At 55.1% G+C, this 16,417-nt stretch carries 10 protein-coding genes and 1 tRNA gene; 4 read left to right on the top strand and 7 right to left on the bottom strand.

The window, feature by feature from the left end; genetic code table 11:
* Nucleotides 1-9 precede the first annotated feature (9 nt).
* Nucleotides 10-1,029 (bottom strand): DUF6268 family outer membrane beta-barrel protein, encoded by a 1,020-nt coding sequence (locus BM040_RS11745; protein WP_139217797.1) that lies wholly within the window; start codon nucleotides 1,027-1,029, stop codon nucleotides 10-12.
* Nucleotides 1,030-1,103: 74 nt separating this feature from the next.
* The gene (locus BM040_RS11750; RefSeq protein ID WP_139217798.1) at nucleotides 1,104-4,922 is read right to left on the bottom strand and encodes a BamA/TamA family outer membrane protein; all 3,819 of its coding nucleotides are present in this window, start codon (nucleotides 4,920-4,922) and stop codon (nucleotides 1,104-1,106) included.
* A 366-nt stretch (nucleotides 4,923-5,288) separates the two neighbouring features.
* Between BM040_RS11750 and BM040_RS11755 the strand changes: the two genes are divergently transcribed.
* A complete protein-coding gene (locus tag BM040_RS11755; protein ID WP_092101509.1) occupies nucleotides 5,289-6,494 on the top strand; it encodes a Pycsar system effector family protein in 1,206 nt (401 codons plus the stop codon).
* A gap of 62 nt (nucleotides 6,495-6,556) precedes the next feature.
* Nucleotides 6,557-6,628, top strand: a tRNA-Arg gene (locus BM040_RS11760).
* 153 nt (nucleotides 6,629-6,781) lie between these two features.
* Here BM040_RS11760 and BM040_RS11765 read toward each other — a convergent pair.
* The 4 genes from BM040_RS11765 to BM040_RS11780 form a co-directional block, all read right to left on the bottom strand.
* Nucleotides 6,782-8,299, bottom strand: a complete 1,518-nt coding sequence (locus BM040_RS11765; protein ID WP_092101339.1) for a calcineurin-like phosphoesterase C-terminal domain-containing protein — start codon at nucleotides 8,297-8,299, stop codon at nucleotides 6,782-6,784.
* A gap of 90 nt (nucleotides 8,300-8,389) precedes the next feature.
* Nucleotides 8,390-9,832, bottom strand: a complete 1,443-nt coding sequence (locus tag BM040_RS11770) for a SusD/RagB family nutrient-binding outer membrane lipoprotein (protein WP_092101341.1) — start codon at nucleotides 9,830-9,832, stop codon at nucleotides 8,390-8,392.
* A 70-nt stretch (nucleotides 9,833-9,902) separates the two neighbouring features.
* Nucleotides 9,903-13,058: a SusC/RagA family TonB-linked outer membrane protein gene (locus tag BM040_RS11775; protein WP_092101343.1), complete on the bottom strand. Its 3,156-nt coding sequence runs from the start codon at nucleotides 13,056-13,058 to the stop codon at nucleotides 9,903-9,905.
* Between the two features lie 431 nt (nucleotides 13,059-13,489).
* On the bottom strand, nucleotides 13,490-13,894 hold the full coding sequence (locus tag BM040_RS11780) for a hypothetical protein (protein WP_092101345.1): 405 nt from the start codon (nucleotides 13,892-13,894) through the stop codon (nucleotides 13,490-13,492).
* Between the two features lie 408 nt (nucleotides 13,895-14,302).
* Between BM040_RS11780 and BM040_RS11785 the strand changes: the two genes are divergently transcribed.
* Nucleotides 14,303-14,650, top strand: a complete 348-nt coding sequence (locus tag BM040_RS11785; protein ID WP_092101347.1) for a hypothetical protein — start codon at nucleotides 14,303-14,305, stop codon at nucleotides 14,648-14,650.
* A 76-nt stretch (nucleotides 14,651-14,726) separates the two neighbouring features.
* Here BM040_RS11785 and BM040_RS11790 read toward each other — a convergent pair whose 3' ends face one another.
* The gene (locus BM040_RS11790) at nucleotides 14,727-15,086 is read right to left on the bottom strand and encodes a T9SS type A sorting domain-containing protein (RefSeq protein WP_092101349.1); all 360 of its coding nucleotides are present in this window, start codon (nucleotides 15,084-15,086) and stop codon (nucleotides 14,727-14,729) included.
* A gap of 174 nt (nucleotides 15,087-15,260) precedes the next feature.
* Between BM040_RS11790 and BM040_RS11795 the strand changes: the two genes are divergently transcribed.
* On the top strand, nucleotides 15,261-16,376 hold the full coding sequence (locus BM040_RS11795) for an NAD(P)/FAD-dependent oxidoreductase (protein ID WP_092101351.1): 1,116 nt from the start codon (nucleotides 15,261-15,263) through the stop codon (nucleotides 16,374-16,376).
* Nucleotides 16,377-16,417 lie beyond the last annotated feature (41 nt).

Below are 16,417 nucleotides of genomic sequence, written 5' to 3' on the forward strand. Positions count from 1 at the left end.
GCTTTGTAATTACCTGTTTTTCTCAGTGAATTTCCGGGGTGGCACCAGGTATAGCTCTACGCCCACATAGGCTGAGCCAGCCAGGTCGTTGTTGATGAGTTCGTTTCTGGAGCCAATTTCATCGTACAGGCGGTGGCGGTAATACTGCCGGAAGCCACCCTCCACGGCAAACCATATAAAGTCGTAGATCTCGCGCTCCATGCGCAGCAGGCCCTTTATATCGGTGCGGCGCAGCTCCAGCTCCTTAAACTCCGATAGCGGCGGCTCGTTCACGTACATGTTATAGCTCGCGCCCTCTATGCGGTAACCAGTGTAGAACAGTGTTTTCTCATTCAGGTTATACCTGAGCCTGGCATTGGCCGGGAAGATGGACTCCACCCCCCATTTAGGATTGAAGGTGCGGTTGTAGAGGATGCCCGGGTACACCCTTTGCCGCCCGAAAGTATAGCCCCACTGCAAGCCAACCCCAATCACGAAGTCCGGCGACTTTTTCCAGCCGTAGGCCAGATCAACAGTCCCCTTGAGGTAGTCCGATACTTTGATGTCATCGCGGGAGTAGTCGCCGTTAAGCTCGCCCTTTACCCGGACGAAGTAGAAGTTGCGCTGGTTGATGGAGTGCAGGTACAGTAGCTGTGCGCCTATACTTTTCAGGTTCTTGTCTTCCAGGTAGCGGTACAGGTCGTAAGAGGCCGGCGTGAGGTTCTCGAAGTTGAACTCCTCCAGCTCGTAATTAAACCCAAGGACAACCTTGTTCTGCGGCTTGTTCAGGAGGGGGGCGTAGGCCTTTACGGAGAACTTGTTGTGCCTGTCCACGCGCCCGGAGCCGTTCCCCAGCCTGGGGTCATCCGAGTCAGAATCAATTTTAAAGTTGGGAAGGCGCTCGTAGCGGATCTCCACGCCCTGAGACCTGCCCATGCCGCGCACGCCCGGCGAGGCGAACTCCTCCAGGGCCTCTGTCTCCGGCGTTTGCGCCTGGGCCACATAAATCGGTATCGTTAAAAGTATAGTTAGTATTTTTCTCAATTCCATAGTTTTATTTGCTTAGTCAGTTGTAGGGGCTGCTGAGCCCGTTCCCCCGTTTATACTTTCAATTCGGTTTTGTGTTAGAAAAAGAAGCCGAACTTTAGCATCCACAGGTCATCGTCGTCATCGTCCCCGACGGAGTAGGTGAGCGATAGCACGGTGCGGTTTAGCAGGTCCATCCACACGCCGCCGCCGTAGCCCATGTGCAGCTCCCGCAGGAAGCCACTTTCCTGGTCGCCATCGTAGTATACCCTGCCGGCATCTATGTGTGCCAGCAGGCCCAGTTTGGCCGGGGTTAAGTATAAGTTATAGTCGAGCAGGTGCAGGCGCCCCTCGCCGTTCATAAACAGGCTGCTGCGTCCGGCGTAGCGCGTGCGGCGGTAGCCGCGTAAGTTCTCGGTGCCGCCAAGGGTGTTGGCCTGGTAAAAGCGGAAGTCGCCGATGTTATGCGCTGCCCCAATCCGCCCCGACCACGTGAGCTTGAAGGGGAAGTTAGGGGTGAGGTAGAAGCGGAACTCGGTGCTCAGGTTGGTAAAATCGAGCTTTTCGGCACCCAGCTGCTTGTTGTAGTGGATGGAGTTGTACCAGCGCATGCCGATGCGGGGGTTAGCCGCAGTGCTGCCGCTGCCGAGCACCTCCAGGTTAAAGAAAGCTTTGGCGCCCAGGTAGTGTTGCACCTCAAACCTGCCCTTCTCTATGTTGTAAGTACCCTCTTCCAGTTGCCCGGAGAATGCCTGGTCTATCAGAAAGCTCTCGCCATCGGGGTCGTCAATCCTGAATCTGTCGTAGGTCGGGCCGATACCCACTTTTATAAAAGCAAACGGCTCCCGGTAAAACAGCGCGCTCAGCGATTGGCGCTCGTAGCGGACACGGTAGTAGCTGTTGTCCACATCAGGGGCCTTGCGGGTGTCGTTGCCCAGGCCGTAGAAATTGCGCTGGAACTGCGGGCCCTGCATATGCGCGTCCAGGCCCAGGTGCCAGTGGCCCACCACCTGCCGCACATCGCCCGTGTACCGTAGGTTGTAAGAGCTGGTGCGGAAAGCATAGTTGGCCTCCAGCAGGTGCTCCGCGGCATAGGGGCTTTTGCGGAACCGCTGCGTGCGCCAAAGCATACCGGCACCCAGGAACACGCCATCCTCAATGTTATACTCTGCCGAGAGGCGCGGCCCCAGGTAAGGCAGCTTGTAGTTGTCGCGGTCGTAGAGGTTTATCTCTGAGTCAGGGCTGGTTTTGTCTCTGGTTTCGCTGCCGAAGGAAAACTGATTGCCCTCTTCGGTATCGTATACCACCGTATGCTTTCTCAGGCCGCTCACGCGGGAGCTGTCTGTGATGATGTCCTCATCATTGCCCCCGATGATGCGCACAAGTATACTTTTGTTCACGTCCCCGGAAAGTATAAACTCGTCCCTGCCGCCCAAGCCGTAGATGCGTACTTCTTTGGTTTCGCTGGTCAGGAAGGTGCGGTTAAAAATCTCGGTGCGCAGTTCCCCTTCTTTGGAGGTCTTGTAGCCTATCACCTGTAGCTCCTCATCGTTGAGGCGGTTGATGAGGAAGCGCTCGTGCTTGTTGCTGCCCATGATGTCCACGTATTGCGCCAGGAAGTCGTAGTACTCGGCGGCGACCTCCGGCAGCTTCTCGCGCCTTGCCTTCAGCTTGGCCGTTATCTCGGCGGCGGATAACTCACGGATGGGCTCGGGCCACTCCTGCACCGCCCGCTCTATAACCTCGTCGGTCATGCGCTGGCGGATGTCCTCGGCTATCTGCAGCCACTCCTGGCGGGTAACTTTAGAAGTGAGCGTACGGTCCAGGGTAATGCCGCTCAGGTTCAGGCCCACCACATCCTCAAAGTCGTAGCCGAAGTTCTGGATGTTGCGGATGCCCCACTTGCGCGTCACCAGCCACGGCAGCACGCCATCGGCCTTGAAAAAGGCCTGGTCGCGGTCCTCGGGCACGGGGGTATACAGGTTGCCCTTATCCGGTTTGTCCTCCTCCACCCAGCGCCACTGCCCCTCGTGCCGGTCCCAGTCACCGATGAGCATGTCGAAGAGGCGTGCCCGCACGTAGGCGCGCTGGTCTACCTCGTGGTCGTTATCCTCCATCAGCTCGTCCAGCACCTTGTCGGTGCCCACCAGGTTTTTGGCGTAACCCAGGCTGGCTGTGTTCTCGTGGTTCTCGTCGGCGTCTTCCTCCAGGAAGGCCAGGGTGTTGCTAAACTCGTCGCGGTACTGCCGCAGCAGCGGTGTGTCGGGGATATAGATTAGCTCAGGGTTGGTGTGGTATATACCGGCGGCATCGGCCAGGGGCGGAATGATGAGGGCACCGTAGGGGTGCTGCGCCGATATCTGGTCCTGCAGCAGGGTGCGGGCGGCGGTCTCGCGCAAGTATGGCGGCAGCGACATGGTCGGGTCTTTGTCCACGGTACGCAGGCTATACTCGGTGGCCTCCGGGGTGCGTACTTTCAGAACAGCGGTTTGCTTGCCACCACCCTTCTGATACGGTGTCAGGCCTCCCCGTGCGGTGTTCATATCCAGGAGCGGCACCTCAACGGGGGTTGCCCACTCGCGGCGGTAGTGCTCTCCCAGGAGCTTTGTGTGCAAGCCATTGGCCTGATAACCTGAGTTAGCGGCTACCACAATGGTGCTGTCGGTGTAGTTGGTGTTATCCTGCGGGCGCGGGCGCTGCTGGCGTGGCTTTTTAGAGTAGAGCAGGGTGCGGAAAGTCACCTTTCCTGTTTCTCCTTTTCCTTCGGGCGCCCAGAATTCGGCCCATACTTCGCCGTTTTGGTGGTAGGTTGTCTTTACAAAGCCTTTTATCTTATGGGCGTACTCTGCTACTCCGGGCTTCACATAGTCGGTTTTACAGCCTGAGCCGCTGACGATGTGCGCCAGGTTGTTATACTTAAAATACTGCAGGGAGTGCTCGTGCCCGGCCGCATAAATGATGTTGTCATACTTGTTAAAGATATCGAGCAGGCCCTGGATATAAGCCTGGTAGCGCGGGTGCGGAATATCCTGCAGAATGCCGCCATACTTACGGGCAAAGGGGTAAATGGAGCCTATGATTGGCAGCGGCAGGTATACCCAGTCGCGGAGCATGCTGATGGGGAAAATGTGATCGCGCAGAGTGAAAAAGCCGCCGTGCTCGCCGCGCGTCATCAGGGGGTGGTGGGCCACGATCAGGATGTCGCTGCCGCTGTTCTTTTCGATGATGTCCTCCAGCTTTACCAGCATCTCGCCCTCGGTGGCGCTGCTGCAGTTGCTGTTATCACCGTAGGGCCGGTCGAAGGGGTGCAGCCACCACTCCGAGTCCAGCGCGATCATCACCAGGTCGTCGCTCAGCTTCACCTCGTAAGGACCAGGGCAGCCGTTGCCGGGCACATAGAAGTCGCCGCCCACCACAATGTTCTCCTCTGTCAGGTACTCGTTTACGAAGCGCTGCTCCCGCATCACGTACTCCAATCCGCCCCGGCCGCTGTGGTTCCAGTCGTGGTTGCCGGGTATCATGTACTTCTCGCCGGGGTAGCCTTTGAGGATGTCGAGCTGATCTTTCAGGCGCCTTTCGGATACTTCCCTATCGAACCTTCCCTCTGGCGGCAGGCCGTTTGTGTACACGTTATCCCCCAGGAAAATGGTGGCGCTGTTCTCCCCGGTCTCCATCATCATCTTGCGCATCAGCAGCAGCGAGGGCTCCCCGTTAGGGTCTGGGGCCCCTACATCACCAATCAGGAAAACGGTGTAGAGAACGTCGTTGTCAGGCGCCGGAGCCTCCTGCTCCCAGGTAAGGGCGGTACTGTTGTAAAAGGGTTCGGATGAGACACAGGCTGATAACAGCAGGCTCAGCAGCACACACCACCCGTGGCGCACCAGCAGCCGATGTGTTTGCTGTAATGGTTTGATCATAGTTTCGTTCTGGCTTTCTATACCTGCCGGTGAGGCACATACTTCAGGTTACCGGCTACTACCTCTAAAGTAGAAGTATACGCAGGTTGGGCTAAGGCATGCGCAGGAGACGCAATATGCCTGCAGCCTCTCCTGCGCCAAGCTTTTACCACAGGGGCGGCATAGCTGAGATTGATAAACGAGACGACTTTGCTTTTAGTTGTTGCCTTACCGTATGCCGCCAAACAGCCCGCCTATGTGTGGCCTTTACTAACAAAAAGCAGATTTTACCGTAACCGCAAATTACGTAGTGCCACACACAAAGCACCCTACGCCGGGATACCCTACACTGCCAGCAGCGCACCCGGCGTCGCTACAAAACCGATTATGGAAGACCAAACGATAGTAAAGCAAGCCGGCGAATATGTGTTCAGGCTTTTCAAGGACAGGCTCTCTAAAAAGCTTGTTTACCATAACTACAAACATACCTTCGAGACAGTGGCCGAGGCGCAGGAGCTTGGCCAGCGCAGCAAGCTTACCGAGGACCAGCTGCAGGACCTGGCGCTGGCGGCCTGGTTCCACGACACAGGCTATGTGAACACCTACGACGGGCACGAGGAGGAAAGTATACGTATCGCCACGGAGTGGCTGCAGGAGAAGGGCTATCCTCAGGAGCGCATCGACCTGATTGCGGGCATCATCATGGCGACCAGGCACGACCTGGAGCCTGAGACGCTGCTGCAGGAGCTGCTGGTAGATGCAGACATGTCGAACATCGGGAAAGAAACCTTTTTTGCCACTGCCGAGCTTCTGCGCGTGGAGTGGGAGATCTTCCGCGATAAGTTCTTTTCCGATAGCGAGTGGGAGCAGTTTCAGATGGATTTCCTGCTGTCCACCACCTTCCATACCAACCAGGCGCAGCGGAAATTTGCCTCGCAGCTGGGGCTAAACATACAGGAGCAGCGCAGCCGCCTGAGCCAGCAACTCGAAAAGAAGAAGGAGGCCGAGAAGAAAAGCCGTAAAACGCTGGCCCAGCCCAAGCGGGGCATCGAAACGATGTTCCGGAATACTTACCGCACCCACCTTAACCTGAGCGCCATTGCGGATAACAAGGCCAACATGATGATCAGCCTCAATGCCATCATCATCTCGGTGATCATCACCTACCTCAGTGCCAAAACCTCTACCGTTGGCACCGACTATGCCACGCATCGCACCTTCATCATCCCGATAAGCATCCTGCTGCTCACCACACTGGGCTCAGTGGTGTTTGCCATTATATCGGCGCAGCCAGAGGTCACCAGCTTCAGGATGAAGAAAAAGAAGGACCAGCGCCAGGATACCCGCAAGGTGAGCCTGCTGTTTTTCGGTAACTTCACCAAGCTGCCCCTCGAGGATTTTCAGGCGGGCATGAACGATATCATGCGCGACAAGAAATCGCTTTACAACAACATGATAACCGATATCTATTACCTGGGCGAGGTGCTGAACCGAAAGTATAAGATCCTGCGCATCTCCTATACCATCTTTATGATAGGGCTGGTGCTTACAGTGGCAGGCTTTGTTTACGCTGTGGTTTCCTCAGCTTCTTGATGAGGCAGGCTTGTTTTGTGGAAGAGAATCCTGTAAATTTGCATGCCAAAGTATAAATAAACGGCCACGTAGTTCAATGGATAGAATAGGAGTTTCCTAAACTCTAGATCCAGGTTCGATTCCTGGCGCGGCCACAAAAGTCAGTTTAATGCTTCCGGCACAGATTTTCGAGATGGGCTCATTTCCCCAGGAAGGTTGAAGAGCTGCCAAAGTATAAACAGCAAGCGCCTGCATACATGAAGTATGCAGGCGCTTGCTGTTTATACGTTATACTTGGGTAGCCCTGTTCATTGAAGGCTCAACTCGCTAAGGTTGCTGGTAACCTTAAAAACCTGCCCGAACCTGTCGGTAGCCTGCACGCTAATGGCCTTGGCCGTGGCAGAAGGCTGCGCCAGAAAGAGGTGGTCCGTCAGGTGTGGCTCTACCCACTTGTGTTTGGATGGTTTGGAGGCTCCCAGGTGCAGCTCGACTGAAAGCGGGTCCAGCGCCGTGATGCGCTCCATCTCACCCATCGGCTTGCCGTCCTCCAGCCACTCTACCTTCCAGGAGGGGTCCCAGTTCCAGATGTTGGCGGCGAGGTGCTGCGGCCTCTCTTCCAAAGCGCCGACAGGATATACGCGCAGCTGATGCTCTTTCGGCAGCCCTGTGGGTTTGTAGTACCACTTCAGTTCCGAGCCTTCTACCTCATACACGCCGTAGCCGCTTGGCGTGCCATCGTAGCAAATGGGTCCCGTCCACCAGGCGCCGCACACCGTGCCGTGCACGTGCTCGATGATGTTATCGCCCTCAAATACCTTCTCGTTAAAGTGCGTGTGCCCCGACATGATGTGCGCTTTGAAGGGGGCCAGCAGGCGGTACAATTCCTTCCGGTTCGACACCACGCCTCCCAGCGAAGGTTCTTTTTCCTTGTTACGGGCATGCTGGTTGGTATAAGCCGGGATGTGCAGGCTTACCACCACCGTGGAGCCGGGCTTCACCGTAGCCAAATCCTGCTCCAGCCATGCCAGTTGGCGCTCCGTCAGGTAACCGATATACTTTTTGGCCGTGCCGATAAAGAACACATCGTCCAGCACCACATAGTGTACCTCGCCGCGGTTAAAAGAGTAATAGGTAGGCCCAAAAAGTTCCTTAAACTTTTCCGTGGAGCCTTCGTCGGTACGGGCCTCCAGGTTCATGTCGTGGTTGCCGATTACCTGGAAAAACGGAATACCGGAAATGCCAATGGCCTGCTGGTAGTCCTCGAAGAGCTCAAACTTATCCCACACCAGGTCGCCGCAGCCAATGCCATGGAACAGGGTGCCACTCGGGTAGCTGGCCACCAGTTGCTTCAGGTCCGGGGCAGACTTGGTCTTTAGCTCCTCCGCGTCCTCCTTGGAGATGATCTGCGGGTCGGCCCATACAACGAAGTTATGCTTGGTATCGTCCTGCGTAAGCTTTTGCAGCTCAAAATCAGCCTTGAAGCGGCCGCGGCTGGCCGCGATGCGCTTGTAGAAACGGGTAATGCCGTTTTGGTTCGAGAACTCGTAACCGCGCGGGGTAGAAAGGTACACAAAATCAGCGGTGGCGTTGCTTTGCAGTTCATACTTGCCACTGGCATCGGTCAGCACCACGTTATACCCATCGGTTACAGCCACGCCTGCTACGCCCTTGCCACCGCTTTGCACTCTGCCAGATAGGGTTATAGGAGAAAAGTCCTGGCCATGGGCAGGCTGCTTTGGAGCGGCCTGCAGCGCGCTCGGAGTTAAGGTAAGGCCAAGACCGGCCAGGCCCAGCGACTTCAGAAAGGATCTTCTTTTTTGGAACATGTGCTATATGTATTAACAGTTTGGAAAAGAGACGGGTACCTGTGGCGCCCGCCTCAATAATATGAAAAGTGTGATATATTTAGCAATGGCTTATTGCTGCCACCATACTTTGGTGTTGATGTCATCGCCGCCCATGCGCTCTACGGCCAGCCTGTAGTTGTCCTTGTTCATCTGCTGCACATTAGACGGGTAACGGAAGCGGGCAGGCATTTCCTGGTTGTTCATCATACTGGCTGTTTTAGGCAGCACGGGCAGGCCTGTGCGGCGGTGCTCAAACCACTGCTGGTAATCCGTAAAGTATAGGGCCAGGTATTTCTGCAGCATGATGCGCTCCAGGGTGCCGTCGTAGGCCGCGGCAGGGTTCTCAAAATAATCGGCAGGCACCTCGGCGCCCCATTGCTCGATGGCAGCCTGCACGCCTTTTTCGTAGTGTGCCTGCGCATCAGCGCTGACAATGCCTTTCTGTGCCAGTTCCGCCTTGATGAACTCCACCTCGGCATAGCTCATCAGCACGGCAATCATCGGGGAGGTTACCAGTTCGATGTTAGGGCTGGATGGGGAGAAACCAAATTGCGCGTCGTTGCTGTCGTAGCCACTCGGGATGCCCTTGTAGCCCAGTTTGGTTTTGCCGTCGGTAGAGGTGGCCTCCCCAAAGAACTTAGGTCGGCGCGGGTCGTTCAGCGCGTTCAGGTTATCGATAAAGAAGGCCGAAGCGGCGCGCCCCGTTCTGAAGTCCACGGCGCGGCCCCACGGCGAAATCAGTGGTGGAATGCCGGTAATCTCAAGTATAGCCGCTTCGTCGTTTTTCGTAAACACCGGGTTTGCCTCCGGGTTGTTGATGATCTCGGCCATGCGGGCCTCCGCGTTCATCTCCGACTTATTGGAAACCCGGAGCAGCAGGCGCAGGCGCAGCGAGTTAGTAAAGCGTCTCCAGTTGGCCACATTGCTGCCATAGAGGATGTCTTTGCCGTACACCATGCCCCTGGAAGGATCATAGAGGGTGTTGGCCCGATCCAGGTCAGCCAGTATCTTCGTGTATACTTCCTGCTGGGTGTTGAAGGCAGGGTAGAAGATACCCTCCTCTCCACGAGCCGCCTCTTCCATCGGTACATCCCCGAAAGAGTCAGTCAGGAGCGAGTAAACCCAAGCATTCAGCGTTAGGGCAATCGCCTCATAGTTTGGGTCCTCTGCCGTTACGGCCGCCGCCTGCATTTCCTTGATGTTGGCGAGCCAGCGGTAATAGGTGTTCCAGGTAGAGTTGCCGGTATTTTCTCCAATGTCGTAGCGGTGCACGCCGCCAGACGGGCTTGGGAATGGCAGGGCCACCTGCATGATATCAAACGTGAAGGCATTGCTTCGGGAGGCGTTAAAGCTGGTCACCTCGTAGATGATCGGGTTGAGCAGCGTGCCCGGGCTGATTTTCTCGATAAGGTTTGGGTTGATGTTGATCTCCTCGAAGTCGTCGGTACAGGAGAAGCTAACGCAGCTCAGGGCCACCAGAACTGCCAGAAACTTATTTATACTTCTTGTCATTGCGTTTATACTTTGGGAAGCCGGCCCGAGCTGCCCCAGGCCGGTCCTGGCTATCGTTTAGTAGATTGAGTTAAAGCTGGAGGGTAACGTTCATGCCGAAAGTTCTTGTAGAAGGCATCTGGCCCATTTCCACGCCCGGCATAATGGTGCCACCGTTCAGTGCGGCAGTCTCTGGGTCAAAGATTGGGAACTTGGTCAGCATGGCCAGGTCGCGGCCGTAAAGGGCAACGCTTGCCCCCTGCAGGAATCTTGTCTTAGACAGGAGCGCCTTTGGCAGGTTATACTCCAGGCGCACCTCACGCAGCTTCAGGTAAGAGGCATCAAAGGAGTTGGACTCTACGTTGGCGCGGCGGTAGTAACGCGTGTAGTAGGCCTGAGGAGTTACCTTGGTGGTGTTTGGTGAGTAGGTTCCGTCGCCGTTGTCCACCACACCGTCCCCGATGATGAAGCCTTCTTCACGGCCCATCAGCGTGCTTTTCAGCTTGCCCTGCTCGGCCATCTTGTGGTGCGTCTGGGAGTAGATGATGCCCCCGTACTGTCCATCGAGCAACACGTTCAGGCGGAAGTTCTTGAAAGAGAACTCGTTGTTGAAGCCAGCCTTCCAGTCGGCATACGCGTTGCCGATGTACTGTGTCTCCTGGGGGTAAGCCGGCAGACCAGCGTTGTCATATACTATCTGCCCGTCGGGGCTTCTCACAAAGCCGAAGCCGTAAATGTCACCCGTAGATCCGCCCACTTTGGCAATGATGCTGGCCTGGCCGCCCATGTGTATTACCTGCTGGTCTGCTCCAAGGTCTTCAGCCAGTTCCATCACCTGGTTGTCGTTTTTGGACCATACCACGGAGGTGTTCCAGCGGAAGTCCCTTGTCTCTACCGGGGTGGCGTTCACCATCAGTTCTACACCCTGGTTTCTTACTTTTCCAGCGTTCATCACCGCCCTGCTGTAACCGGTGGTCGGGTCAAGCGGGATTTCGAGGATTTGGTTCTCAGTGAAGCTACGGTATAGTGTAATGTCCATACCCAGGCGCCCCTGGAACAGCCTGTACTCCAGACCGGCCTCGTAGCTGGTGGTCAGTTCTGGCTTGAAATCCGCGTTGTGCAGGATAGTAGGCATGGAACCGGAGCCGGCAAAGTCACTCTGCCCATAATACTTTCTGGTTCGGTAAGGGCGTGTATCGTTGCCTACTTTTGCGGCCGAAAGTCTCAGCTTGGCATAAGACACCTGGCGCGGCAAGGTAAAGATATCGCTCAGGATAAAGCTGGAGCTGATGGAAGGGTAGAAGAAGGAGTTGTTCTGCACCGGGAGTGTGGAGGACCAGTCGTTACGGCCCGTCACGTCCACAAACACCTTGTCCTGGTAAGAGAAAGTGGCCAAACCGTAAAGGCTGTTTACATGCTTGTTTGCGTGGCTGGTGGTCATCATCGGGTTGCTGATGCCGTTGGAGAGCTTGTATACTCCTGGAATCACCAGGCCGTCCAGCACCCCGGCCGTATGCCTATACTTTTCGCGTCTGGTATTGCCACCAAACGAAGTTCTGATGTCGATGTCGCTGCCGATTTGCTCCTTGTAGGTCACCAGGAAGTCGGTGTTGATTTCATAGTCGAAAATGCTCTGCTCTTTGTAGTAGCCCAGCGGGAAGTTGGCCGTGTTGAACGGGCGTCGCTGCTCGCGGTCTTCCTGGCTTGTGGTAATGCCGGAGCGCACCAGCAGGTCCAGTTTTGGGGAGAACTCGTACGTGGCCGACAAGTTACCCACAGTGGAGTAGTTGTTCAGCGCGTTGGTCATCTCGTAGGCAATCACATAAGGGTTATCGATGTAAGAGCTGAAAGGGTGTATCTGCTCAATCTGCTCCTTGCCCTTTTTCCATCTCGGCTCGTACCAGGCCAAATCCACGTTCGGGTTCTGGAAAATCATGAAGTAGGCGATGGACTGGTTGCTGTAGCCGGTGCCCGGCAGGTTATCGCTTTTCTTGTGCGTGAAGTTAACCTTGGAGTTCAGCTTTAGCTTGTCAGACACCTTATAGTTCAGGCTCAGGGCGGCCGTCATGCGCTCAAAGCCGGTGTTGGGCATAATCCACTCGTTCTTGGAGTGCGTCAGGGAAGCGCGGGCCGAACCACGCTCATTGCCTCCATCCACGGCTACGCTGTTGGTGATGGTGGAGCCTGTTCTAAAAAAGCCCTTGATGTTATCCTTGTAGGGCCTCCACAGCTGGCGCTCGGCCGACTGTCCCTCCAGCGTAGGGTCATACTGATAAAAGTATTGTCCGTCGAACTTAGGGCCGTAGGCGCTGCTGGTGCTGCCTGTGTTGGCTCCATCCTCAGAGGCATGATAAGAGTAATAAGGTATTCCGTCCTTGTTCAGGTTATGCGTTCCCTGGCCATACTCATACTGGTAATCCGGCCACTGAAGCACATCGTTAATGCTATAGTTGGAGCTCACTGTCACGCCCAGGCCTTTTTTCCTGCTGCTGCCAGACTTGGTGGTAATGATCAGTACGCCGTTAGCTGCACGGCTACCGTAAAGTGCCGCCGCGCTTGGACCTTTCAGTACGGTTATACTTTCAATGTCGTCAGGGTTGATGTCGGCGATGCCGTTGCCGAAGTCCACCGGGATGTCATTTCCCGAGCCCGCCCCGTAGGCGTTGTCCACGCCGGAGCTGGTCATGTCGCTGTTCATCGGCACCCCGTCCAGCACGATCAGCGCGTTGTTGCCGTTAGGGTCCAGCGAGTTATCCCCACGCAGCGATATACGGGTGGAGTTCACGGGGCCAGAACCGGGGGACACCAGGCTCAGACCGGCCACCTTGCCGGAAAGGGCGCTCGCAAAGTTATTGGAGCGGGCATTGGTCAGGCTTTCGCCGGTAACGGTTTGGGTGGCGTAGCCCAGGGCCTTCTCCTCCCGCTCGATACCCAGGGCCGTCACCACTACCTCGTTCAGGCTGTTGTCGTCCTCGCTCAGGGTGATGTTGATGGTGGATTGGTTTCCTACCGGAATTACTTTTGTCTGGAAACCGATGTAGCTTACTACCAGCACATCCTCTGCGCCGCCCACCCGAAGGGCATAGCTGCCGTCCATGTTGGTAACGGTGCCCGTAGCGGTTCCTTTAACAGCGACACTTGCGCCCGGGAGCGCCATGCCCTTGGTGTCGGAAACCTTGCCCTGAACGGAGAGCGACTGCGCTACAGCCAACTGGCAACACAGCAACAGCAGAAATACTGCCGCCATGTGCCTCTTCGTAATGAGAGTAGAAATTTTTAATAGCATTTTGGTCGGTTGGTTATTTGACCGCAAAGCTATCCCGCCGAGGTTATCAGAATGTTACTGGCGTTATACCTAAAGGTTAAAGATTAGCCTACCTTCCCAGAGAAGAAGTAATAATTGCTTAACAAAGGCATCTTTTAGAACTGTGTTGTGGAGAGGCACGGAGCCTTAGTGCTGAATGGTTGTAAGTAATGTATTTGAGGCACCCTGGCCTACCCCGCTAACTGGCTTTAATGATGCGTTGTGGGAGGGCGTTCTGGGAGAGTATAAACCAGGGCCTCTAACTACATCGTTGACCAAGTTCTTTTCCTGCGCTAATACCTGATGCGGAAACGAACAGGCGTAGGCAAAGTATAATATATACTTTGCCTACGCCTGTTCCGGAGTTTTGCCCTCTATTGCTCCGCACCCATAAGCTGGTCCAGAATGTGCTCGCCAAGCACAATGTCGGCCACTTTTATACTTCCCTTCCCAATCTGCTTCCACACGCCGCTTACCTGCAGCACGGCTATCCGGTCTGTGAGCGATACTTCGGCTACGTAGGAGATGTTTGATTCGGCCAGCCGGTTGGCGATGGCCTCATGCATTTCTTTCACAGAAGTCGGGTGCGTGAGCATGTTACGGAAGTCTGCCAGCAGGGTAAAACCGGGCTTAGCCAGTTCTATTACCTGATCCCAATCGCTCATATAAGTTGGCACCACGTCAGGTGATTTCCAATAGTTGTTAATTCTAAGGTAGATACGATTCTTGGTGCGGTCGTAATTCAGTCCGTAGTATTGGTTGTTTGATACAGCAATCATTCCGCTAAGTAGAAATATGCTTGATGCAAAGGTGTGAGTAACAAAAAATCTCGCGGCACGCGGTGGCCTGTCGGGTTAAAGCAACTCCGGCAGAAAAGGCCTGCAGCGCCACGGTTGCTGTATACGTAATCACTGCTTATTCGCTATTGTTCAAGCAGAAAGCAATAAAAGCAAGTTTCTGCCTGCACCTGTCAGCTGCGGTTATACTTATACTTGCCGCTGTCTTGCCCTTTTGGGTGGAGCATCTGTTCTAAACGCAAACACTGCCTCTGCTACAAGTAAGGTAACTTGTCCGGGGTTGGGCCGCTTTGGTCGAAGCGGCAGGCAGGTAGGTGTATTTTTCCGTGCATTTGTAACATTATACGTCCCAGCTACATATACAGCATACTATACTACTCACTCCCTTTCATGAAGAGACCCCTGTCCATCGCCCTGGTTTTGCTTTGCTTTTGCGCGTGCTCTGGCAAGAAAGACCATGCAACGGAAGAGGAGCAGGCCGTCATTGCCAGCGAAACAGGAATCCCGCTGCCGCTGCCGCCGGACATTATTTATACCGTCAGGCCGCTTATCCACGGCAAGCTCTACAGCGAGCCTGACTTTGAGGCGGTGCCTGTAGCATACTTCGACACCACGCAGCAGATTTATGTGCTGGACACCTCCAATACCATGTTTGCGAAAGCCCGTATCCGGCAGGATACGGTGCAGTACACCGGTTACGTGCCTAAAACCATACTTCCGGCGCATGCGCAGGAGTAAGGACTGGAGGCCTGCAAAACAAAAGCGGCTATCCTTTAGGTGGGATAGCCGCTTTTGTTGACTCGTAATCGAATTGCTATTTAATCACCACGCGCCGGACAGCGCTGTAGTTATCGGCCTCCAGCTTCACATAGTACAAGCCTTTGGCGTGGCGGTCCAGGTTGATGGTTTTGCTCAGTTTTGGCTCATGGTTGCTCAACGTTTCACGGTATATCTCGTTACCGATCACGTTCAGGATGGTAAGCTCTACCTGCGTTGCGTGCAGGTTGGAGACAGAGATGGTGAACACCCCGTTACTCGGGTTTGGGTAGATGGCCACATCCTCCTCCTGTACTAACCCAAGCGGGTTTTTGTCTGTTTGCTGCGCGGGTGTCCCCTGCGCCTGCACCAACAGTACAGTAAAACATGTGATAACAGTAAGTATAAATTGTTTCATATAATTCTGATGTAGAATGCCTTTACGTAAAATAAAGGACAAAAGTCGTTCCATTATTAAAAACGAGGGCAATATTTTTTTGTTCATACGTTACACCCCCTAAAATGGGGGTGTTCACTAAGTTTAGCAAAGTAAATTTGTATAAATTTAATATCCAACAGAATTCTCCTTTTGATGGTAAAAGATGTGGCGGTGATAGGGGGCGGCTTAGCCGGCTTGGTCTGTGCGCTGGGGCTGGCAAGGGCCGGGCTGCAGGTGGTGCTCGTCGAGAAAAAGGCATATCCGTTCCACAGGGTGTGTGGGGAGTATATTTCCAATGAGGCGCTGCCCTACCTGCGCCAGCTTGGCGTGCAGATTAGCGCTTTGCAGCCCGCCCGTATCAGCCGCTTCATGCTCACTTCTCCCGGCGGGAATACACTGTATGCAAAATTGGATTTAGGCGGCTTCGGGGTGAGCCGTTATACGCTGGATTCTTACATTTACGGGCTGGCGCAGCAGCAGGGGGTGCAGTTTATACTACAGCAAACAGTACAAGAGGTAAATTTTGAAAACGACGCTTTTTCGCTCCTCCTGTCAAATGGGAAAAGTATAAAAGCGCGTGTGGCCATTGGTGCCTTCGGCAAGCGTTCCAACCTCGACCGGCAGCTGCAGCGAAGCTTCTTCCGGGCACGCTCGCCTTACATCGGCGTCAAGTACCACATCACCCACGATTTCCCCCGCGACCTGATTGCCCTGCACAACTTTAAAAATGGCTACGCCGGTACCTCGGCCATCGAGGACGGCAAGTACTGCTTCTGCTACCTCACCACCCGCGACAACCTGAAAGCGCATGGAACCATACCGGCCATGGAGCGGGCTATACTTTGCCGCAACCCCCACCTGCGGCGCCTTTTCGCGGAGGCCGAGTTTCTGTACCCGCAGCCCGAGGTTATCAATGAGATCTCCTTTGCCGACAAAACCTGCGTGGAGAACCACATGCTCCTGTGCGGCGATGCGGCCGGCATGATTACGCCCCTTTGCGGCAACGGCATGGCCATGGCGATACATGCAGCTAAAATCGCTACGGGAAAGGTGCTTTTATACTTCGGGGGCAGCCTGACGCGGCTGGAGTTGGAGCAGCAGTATACTTTGGCCTGGGAGCAGCAGTTCGCCGGCCGGCTGCGGCTGGGCCGGGCGGTGCAGGGGCTGTTTGGCGGGCCGCTGCTGTCGGAGGTGGCGGTAGGGCTGCTGAGGGTGGTGCCGCCGGCCGTGCAGCTGGTGATGCGCCAAACCCACGGAAAGCCTTTCTAAATCAGCTCCCCTATATCTAACTGTCAGCTGCTTCCGTACTT

Origin of the sequence: Pontibacter chinhatensis (genome assembly GCF_900113285.1) — a bacterium.
GTDB classification, from domain to species: domain Bacteria; phylum Bacteroidota; class Bacteroidia; order Cytophagales; family Hymenobacteraceae; genus Pontibacter; species Pontibacter chinhatensis.